Here is a 7,675-nt window from a genome sequence, read left to right on the forward strand (position 1 = left end):
AACGCGTTGACAGTTATCTAACTTATTGAATATTCACCGGTTAAGTGGGGAAACTCATATGAGCGTCCGTTGCCTCTTTGTCTTCGGCAATTCTGGTTTTGGTCTGACTCGATTGACAGGTTTTCTGGGATTGCTGGTTGTATCGGCCTCACTGGTCGCAGTGGTGTCGGGCCAGCGAAGTCCCTATTACCACCCGTCGCCGCTCTCTTTTGGGGATTCAACTCAGGCGAAACTTGAAATTCGACTCAGTGAAGCAAAAGGACAGCCCCCAATGCTTCCGGCACCGCCTCGTGCCACACCGCAATGGCTTTCGCGTTCTGAAACCCAGACCATTTTGGATCGCCTGCCGGTGCTGGATCCGCTCCGAAAAACAGACCCGTCGTTTGTCCTGCCCGTCACAACCCGCAGACTTCCCAAAGGTGGAGAAGTGGTCAAAACGGTTTTGGCCCCTTCTGTTCCAGTTCAACCCGTGCCGCCAGCGCCTGAACCGGTTGATACCAGCCCGGTTGAAATTGTCCGGTATCAACCGGATGGGTACATGGGCGAAGCGGTTGTGGTTTCAGTGACTTTTTCACAGCCGATGGTTGCGGTGACCAGCGTCCGTACCCTGACTCAAGCTGAATCCCCAGTCAAAATCACGCCCGAAGTTCCAGGCACCTGGCAGTGGATTGACACGCAAACTCTGGTATTTCAACCGGTTCGCCGGTTCCCAATGGCAACCGGATTTCAGGTGACGGTTGATCCCAACATTCGCTCGGCACTCGATCAACCGCTCAAAGAAGGAAAGACCTGGTCATTTTTGACTCCTGCTCCACGAGTATTGCATTTCTCTCCCACCGGCACCGTTGGGGTTGAACCGTTGATGGTCGTGACATTCAATCAGGAAATTGATCCAGCCCAGGTGGTGTCGTTGACCAGAGTGGGAGTTGCCGATCAGGATCTGCCGGTCAGAATGGCCACTGAGACTGAGGTTCAAGCCGATGATTATGTTTCAAGCACGGTCAAAATGGCCGGCAACAATCGGTGTGTGGTGTTTCGGGCTCTCAAACCACTTCCGAAAAGCTCGCTGATCATTATCCAAATTCAACCCGGAGTGAAATCGAAGGAAGGCCCGCTGGTTTCAGAGAAGTCAAATTACTTTTCTTTTTCAACCTTTGCACCTTTGAAAATTCAAAGAACCAGTTGTAGCACCTATTCGGGATGTCGCCCCAACTCCGACTGGACCATCATCTTTTCAAATCCCCTTGACCTCGCCTCTTTTAAACCCGAATTGATTACAATCAATCCTCCGATTTCGAAACCTGAAATTGAAGTCAATCAGACCAGAATCACCATTTCGGGGTTTAAACGCGGGAATCAGACTTATGAAGTCACGCTCAATCCGCAGTTGCGCGACCAGTTTGGCCAAACGTTGGGCACTCCAGAAAAAGTGAAGTTTCAAGTCGAGCAAAGCGAACCATTCTGTCAGTTGCCATCCAATTTTGTCGTCACGCTGGATCCAACCGGACCTCCGACGATTCCGGTCTATACGGTCAACTACCTGGCCTTCAAATACAAGGTTTATCGGGTCGAACCAAACCAGTGGAATGCCTACAACTCCCATCGCGATTGGAGCTTTCAAAATCGAACTGAAGTCCCTCCACCACCCGGATGGAAACTGGTTTCCTCAAAAGTTGTCAAACTGGATACCAGACCGGAAGAACTGATTGAAACCCCGCTTGATTTGCGTCCGTGGCTCACCAACGGAACTGGGCATCTGGTGTTGCACGTCACGCCATTGTTAGCTGGAAAGTACCCGCACTTTCAAAATCAGACATTGTTGTGGGTTCAATCAACCCGACTGGCGGCAGATGCCTACCGAGACCAGTCTGATTTGATGGTGTCGGTGACGTCACTGGTGGACGGAAAGCCCGTGAATCAGGCGAGCGTGACCTTGATGCCGGAAAAACTTGAAACCCGAACTGGCCCTGATGGATTGGGAGTATTGAAAGTTGGTGCTTCGACTTCAATCGAGTTTCAAGTTTTGGTCATTCGCCAGGGTGAAGACAGTTTGCTGTTGCCGGAACCCCAATTCTGGGCAGAGGAGGCAACTGATTGGGACCAGCCTTCAGTGATTGACCGACTGCAGTGGTATGTCTTTGATGATCGAAGAATCTATCAACCGGGAGAAGAACTCCACCTCAAAGGCTGGATTCGCCGCATCCAGGGACATAAAGGCGGCGATGTTGATCTGGCTCGCGAGCATGTGAAAAAACTGAAGTATGTCCTCCGAGATCCAAGAGGTGTTGACCTGCATCGGGGTGAACTTCCCATCAATGCCTTTGGCGGATTTGATACCGTGCTGTCGTTACCAAAAAATATCAATTCCGGCACTTGCCGGATTGAGTTTCTGTGTACCTCTCAAACGGCTGGAATTGTCCTTGGCAAATACCTGCACCGCTTCCAGGTTGAAGAATTCCGCCGACCTGATTTTGAAGTGTCCGTGACGACGGATCTGCAACCGAAAATTCTTCATAACCCAACTGAAGTCATGACATCCGCCAAAATCTATGGCGGCGGGGCGCTCTCAAATGCCCCGGTTACCTGGAAAGTTGTAACCAAGCCTGTGTATTTTCGTCCGCCCAACTGGGATGAATTTGTGTTTGGCGAAGGCTTTGGGGCCTGGTATCCCGTGGAATGGGAGGAATTTCCTGATCAATCTTTCTGGATTGCACGCTATTCGCAGTCTGAAGAGGGCCAGACTTTTTCAGGGAAAACCGACACGTTGGGAAATCACCGTTTGCAGATTGATTTTGACCGGATGACCCAATTCAAACCCTTTCTGGTCAATGCCGAAGCGACCATTTCAGATGTCAACCGGCAGGCAATTTCCAATTCAACCAGCTTTCTGGTTCATCCTTCGTCGCTCTATGTCGGGCTGAAATCAAACCGGCGAATGAAGCACCTTGAGGATGAAGCATTCAAAGTCGAAGTCGTGGTGACCGATATCGAAGGCAAACCGGTCCCAAACCAGCCGGTAACCTTCAAACTGAGTCGAGAAACCAAAAAGGGCTGGGTGTCACTGCCCGATCAAACAGCAACCTCGGCCAATCTTCCCACGCTGGTTGAACTCAACCCAACTGAAGGCGGACGATATCAGCTTATTGCCGAAATTACCGACCCACAGGGGCGGAGAAACCAGGCGTTCTTTACACTCTGGGTCACGGGTGGCTTTCGTGAGGTTGAAGCCGATCTTGAAGAGGAACAGGTCGGATTGATTTCAGACAAAGCGGTTTACCAGCCAGGAGAAACCGCCGAACTTGCGATTGAGTCGCCGTTTGTTCCGGCTGAAGCCCTGTTGACCGTGCAGCGATTGGGAGTCATTCACACCGAACGGTTGACCATCACCGAGCCGGTGTATCGGTACAGACTTCCAATTCTGGAAAGCCACGTTCCCAATATGACGGTTCAGGTTGATTTAACCGGCGCGACGACTCGCACGAACCGAAAGGGAATCCCAGACCCGAATTTACCCCGCCGCCCGGCCTTTGCCACTGGAAGCCTCGAACTGGTGATTTCACCCGTTACCCGCACGCTGACGGTTACCGCGACGCCTCACAAACCAGAAGTGAAACCCGGTGAGGACAATGTGGTTGACGTGCAGGTGGTTGATTCAAAAGGAGTTCCAGTTCAAGAAAGCGAATGTGCCGTGGTGGTGGTTGACGAAGCCATCCTGGCGTTGACCGGTTACCGGCTGATTGACCCGATCAAATGGTTTTATGTGAAGCGCCCGGCTGGAACAGAAACCGAGCGCTCGCGGCACGATGTGTTGCTGGCGGATTTGGAAAAAACCAGTGCTGATAAACCCAAAATTACCCGCATGGGTGGCTACGGCGGATTTGGTGACGGCAGTGGTGATTTTGGCGATGGTGATGGGGTGTTGGCCCGCCCGACCCCCAGGCCCGGAGTACCAGTTCCGGGATTTAAAGAACGCAAAAACTTTAATCCGCTGGCCGTGTTTTCTCCTGTGGCAAGAACCGATGCCGAGGGGAGAGCCACGATCAAATTTACGATGCCCGATACCCTGACTCGTTATCGGGTCGTGGTTGTGGCCGTGGCTGGCGAAAACAAATTTGGCAAAATTGAAAATGTTCTCACGGCCCGATTACCGCTGGCGATCAAACTTTCTCCGCCCCGATTTTTGAACCACGGCGACCAGTGTGAATTTCCAGTTGTGATCCAGAACCAGACCAGTTCACCCCAGGATGTCAAAGTTGTCATTCGCTCAAATCGGATTGAATTTTCCGAAAGTGGCGGGCAACACGTGACGGTTCCGGCCAACGACCAGCTTGAAATCCGCTTTCCAGGCACCGCCACCCAGGTTGGCGACGCCCACTATCAGGTGGCCGCCCTGGCCGGAGACTTTACTGATGCGGTCTCTGGAAAAATCCCGATCTACACCCCAGCCACAACCGAAGCGACTGCGACCTATGGCGAAGTTGACTCAGGCGGCGTGACCCAGCCGGTTGAGTTGCCGTCCAATGTCTACTCAGAATATGGAGGACTGGAGATTTCGACGTCTTCGACGCAACTTCAGGAACTGACCGACGCGGCCTTGTATTTGGTCAACTATCCTTATGACTGCAGCGAACAGATTGCGTCCCGGCTGCTTTCAGTCGCGGCCCTGCACGATGTCCTGACCGCGTTTCAATCGTCTGATTTGCCGCCAACGAACATTCTCTTTGAAAAAGTTCTTTTGGATTTACATCGGCTGAGGTCGTTGCAGCATCGGGACGGTGGTTTTTCATACTGGCGAACGGATGACAAAAGCCTTCCCTTTATATCGGTTCACGTGGCGCATGCCCTGGCCGTGGCAAAATCAAAGGGCTTTGGGCCGCTTGATCTTGAATTGACTCACGTTCACGACTATTTGAAACAAATTGAAGCCCATATTCCAGGCGAGTATTCAGTTTCAACACGACAAGCGATCATTGCCTATTCGCTATATGTTCGCCATTTGCTTGGAGATACCGACATTGCGAAAGCCAGGCAATTGACAGCGGTCACTTCACCCGAGGCCCTGCCGCTCGATGCCATTGGTTGGGTATTGCCCGTGCTGGCGAGTGACCCCGCCGCGAAGGAAGACGTAGACCGGTTTTTGAAACATTTGAACAACCACGTGACCGAAACTCCCGCAACCGCAAACTTTATCAATGCAGTGTTGGATGGCCCCGAGATCCTGCTCTATTCCAACCGTCGGACCGACGGCATTTTGTTGAATGCCCTCATGGCGGCACAACCTGATAACAAGTTGATTCCAAAGCTGGTGCGAGGGTTACTTGGTCATCGGACTCGTGGACGCTGGCTCAACACCCAGGAAAATGTGTTTATTCTGCTCGCGCTGGACCACTATTTTCGAGCCTACGAAAAGACTACGCCTGATTTTGTCGCCCGTGCCTGGCTGGGTCAGACCTTTGCCGGAGAGCACACGTTTCGAGGCCGCACCACTGAACACCACCTGATTGAAGTTCCGATGCCGGTTGTTCTGGCTGGTCCACTCACACAAAATGTTGTGCTTCAAAAGGCCGGGGCTGGTCGGATGTACTACCGTGTTGGTTTGAAATATGCCCCACACGATAAAATGCAACGGCCACTGGATGCTGGATTCAAAGTTTCGCGCCGTTACGAAGCGGTTGACCATCCCGACGATGTGAAACAAGTTTCCGAAACCGAATGGAGCATCCGGGCTGGTGCCAGAGTCAAAATAACCGTTCGGATGGTTGCTCCGGCCACTCGCTATCACGTCGCACTGGTTGACCCGCTCCCTGCCGGACTGGAAATCCTCAACCCGGTCCTGGCCACAACCGGCACCCTTCCTGATGGCCGGCTGTACGCTGAACGAAGCTGGAGTTCGTGGCTCCGCTGGCGCTGGTTCGAACATGAAAATTTAAAGTCTGATCGCGCCGAAGTCTTCAAATCCTATTTGTATTCAGGAGTTTACCAGTATTCCTATTATGCCCGAGCTACGACGCCGGGAACGTTCTTCGCCCTGCCGCCGAAAGCTGAGGAAATGTACTTTCCTGAAACCTTTGGCCGGGGCCAGACAGATGTTGTGACGGTCAAGTGACGAAATTCATTCCTCTTGCTAAGTACAAATCCTCATAAATGGGGGATGGAGCTTCGGTGATTCCGAATTGGCTTTCGCCCGGATGGGCGCCGGACAATAGCCGGTGGTTTGCCGCTTTGGGCATACCACTGGATCTTCGGTCCGCAGTGGTTCGCGCCCGGATGGGCGCTGGAACAGGAGTGGTGAGCGAAGAGCCGAAAATCTCACGGGAAACGAGATCGAACCAGCTTCCAGCGCCCATCCGGGCGCGAACCCGTGATGGCGACGCTGTCCGGTGGCCGCGTGTCCAAAGCGACACTTGCCACAGGCTATTTTCCACCGCCCATCCGGGCGAAAACCAATGTTTCTCCCAGCGAGTGGTCGAATTTCATCCCCTTTATGGGGAATTGTACTAAGCTTCGCTGATTCAGGCTCTTTTTTTTCAGCCGGTATCAGTCAGAAACAACAGGTGCCATCGGTCTGTGGTAGTTCACGAATTGGAACAGACATTCCCCATCACACCCGATCAGAATGCCAGGATGGCAGATCGGTTGAATGTGTCAACGCGTTGACAGTCATCGAACCTGCTGATTCTGAAATAGTTAAGTGGGGAAACTCTCATGAGCATCAAGCCGGAAAATCTCATCGTCAGGCGTGAGCACTTACCGGAACGCTGCGAAATCTGCCATCAGTCAGACCAGTTTGACCCACCAACTGGCCTCTGTGTGCGATGTCAGGCCATTGCTAGTCAGCTTCAATCCTCATCTGTTGCTCCTTCTGAGGTTGCGTTAAAGGGCAACCGAAGAACCGGCGCTGCCAGTCTAGGAATCATTTATAGTGTGTTTCTTGCGGTTTACCTTATGATTCTGATGGGAGTTTTGACCGATAAGTACATAGCGAATTATGAAAGCCAGCTTGGTGTTGTCGGCTCAGGTTTTGTTGTCATTTTGTTGTCTCCGTTTGTTGGGTATCTGGCTGGAACGAAAGCACAAATCTTTGCCGAATATCGTGCCGCCAGAAAGAACACATCACTTTCCTACCCAGTTGAAGTCGTCTGGATTATTCTCTGGTCAACGATTGCGGTTGTTGGGAGCTGGCTCCTGCTGGCGTCACTATGTGGGTTCCCGTTGTTATTTCAAAGATAAAAAAATGCCATGTCTGAAGAACTCAAAGTCAAACGCGAATCACTCGCCGAACGCTGCGAAATCTGCCATCAGTCAGACCAGTTTGACCCGGCGACCAATCTTTGTACCCGATGTGAACTGGTGCCTCTCAATCCTGACCAGTCCGGTTCTGAATCTGAGTTGAATCAACAGGATTTTAAAAAGTGGGCAACCGGGTGCGCGCCGATTGTCATAAGTATGCTGGCTGGTATTTTTTCTAGCATCGTATTTGTTTCTCTTGTTACTTTGCTCTCTGTTGGAACACGTTCACGGAATAAATTAGGCACTATCATCAGGAATTCCCGGCGAGCAGGCCAGGTAGACCCGATCTTTGTCGGTCAGGCTGGTTTGTCACCTCCAGCCGACAGACCACAAGTGAACCTGCGGTTGAGTTGGAAACAGCAGGCCAGAGAGTTTCAATTGAGTG

4 protein-coding genes are annotated in these 7,675 nt (G+C 51.9%); all 4 read left to right on the forward strand.

Translation table 11 applies throughout. From position 1 onward, the window contains the following. Positions 1-58 precede the first annotated feature (58 nt). Positions 59-6,106 (forward strand): hypothetical protein, encoded by a 6,048-nt coding sequence (locus tag HY774_07480; protein MBI4748315.1) that lies wholly within the window; start codon positions 59-61, stop codon positions 6,104-6,106. Between the two features lie 56 nt (positions 6,107-6,162). Beyond that, positions 6,163-6,501, forward strand: a complete 339-nt coding sequence (locus tag HY774_07485) for a hypothetical protein (protein ID MBI4748316.1) — start codon at positions 6,163-6,165, stop codon at positions 6,499-6,501. Positions 6,502-6,705: 204 nt separating this feature from the next. Continuing rightward, positions 6,706-7,230, forward strand: coding sequence for a hypothetical protein (locus HY774_07490; protein ID MBI4748317.1), 525 nt, complete (start codon positions 6,706-6,708; stop codon positions 7,228-7,230). 9 nt (positions 7,231-7,239) lie between these two features. Continuing rightward, positions 7,240-7,675, forward strand: a 436-nt coding sequence (locus HY774_07495; protein MBI4748318.1) for a hypothetical protein, incomplete at its 3' end; no start/stop codon positions are given.

It is taken from the genome of Acidobacteriota bacterium (assembly GCA_016208495.1).
In the GTDB taxonomy this organism is placed as follows: domain Bacteria; phylum Acidobacteriota; class Blastocatellia; order Chloracidobacteriales; family Chloracidobacteriaceae; genus JACQXX01.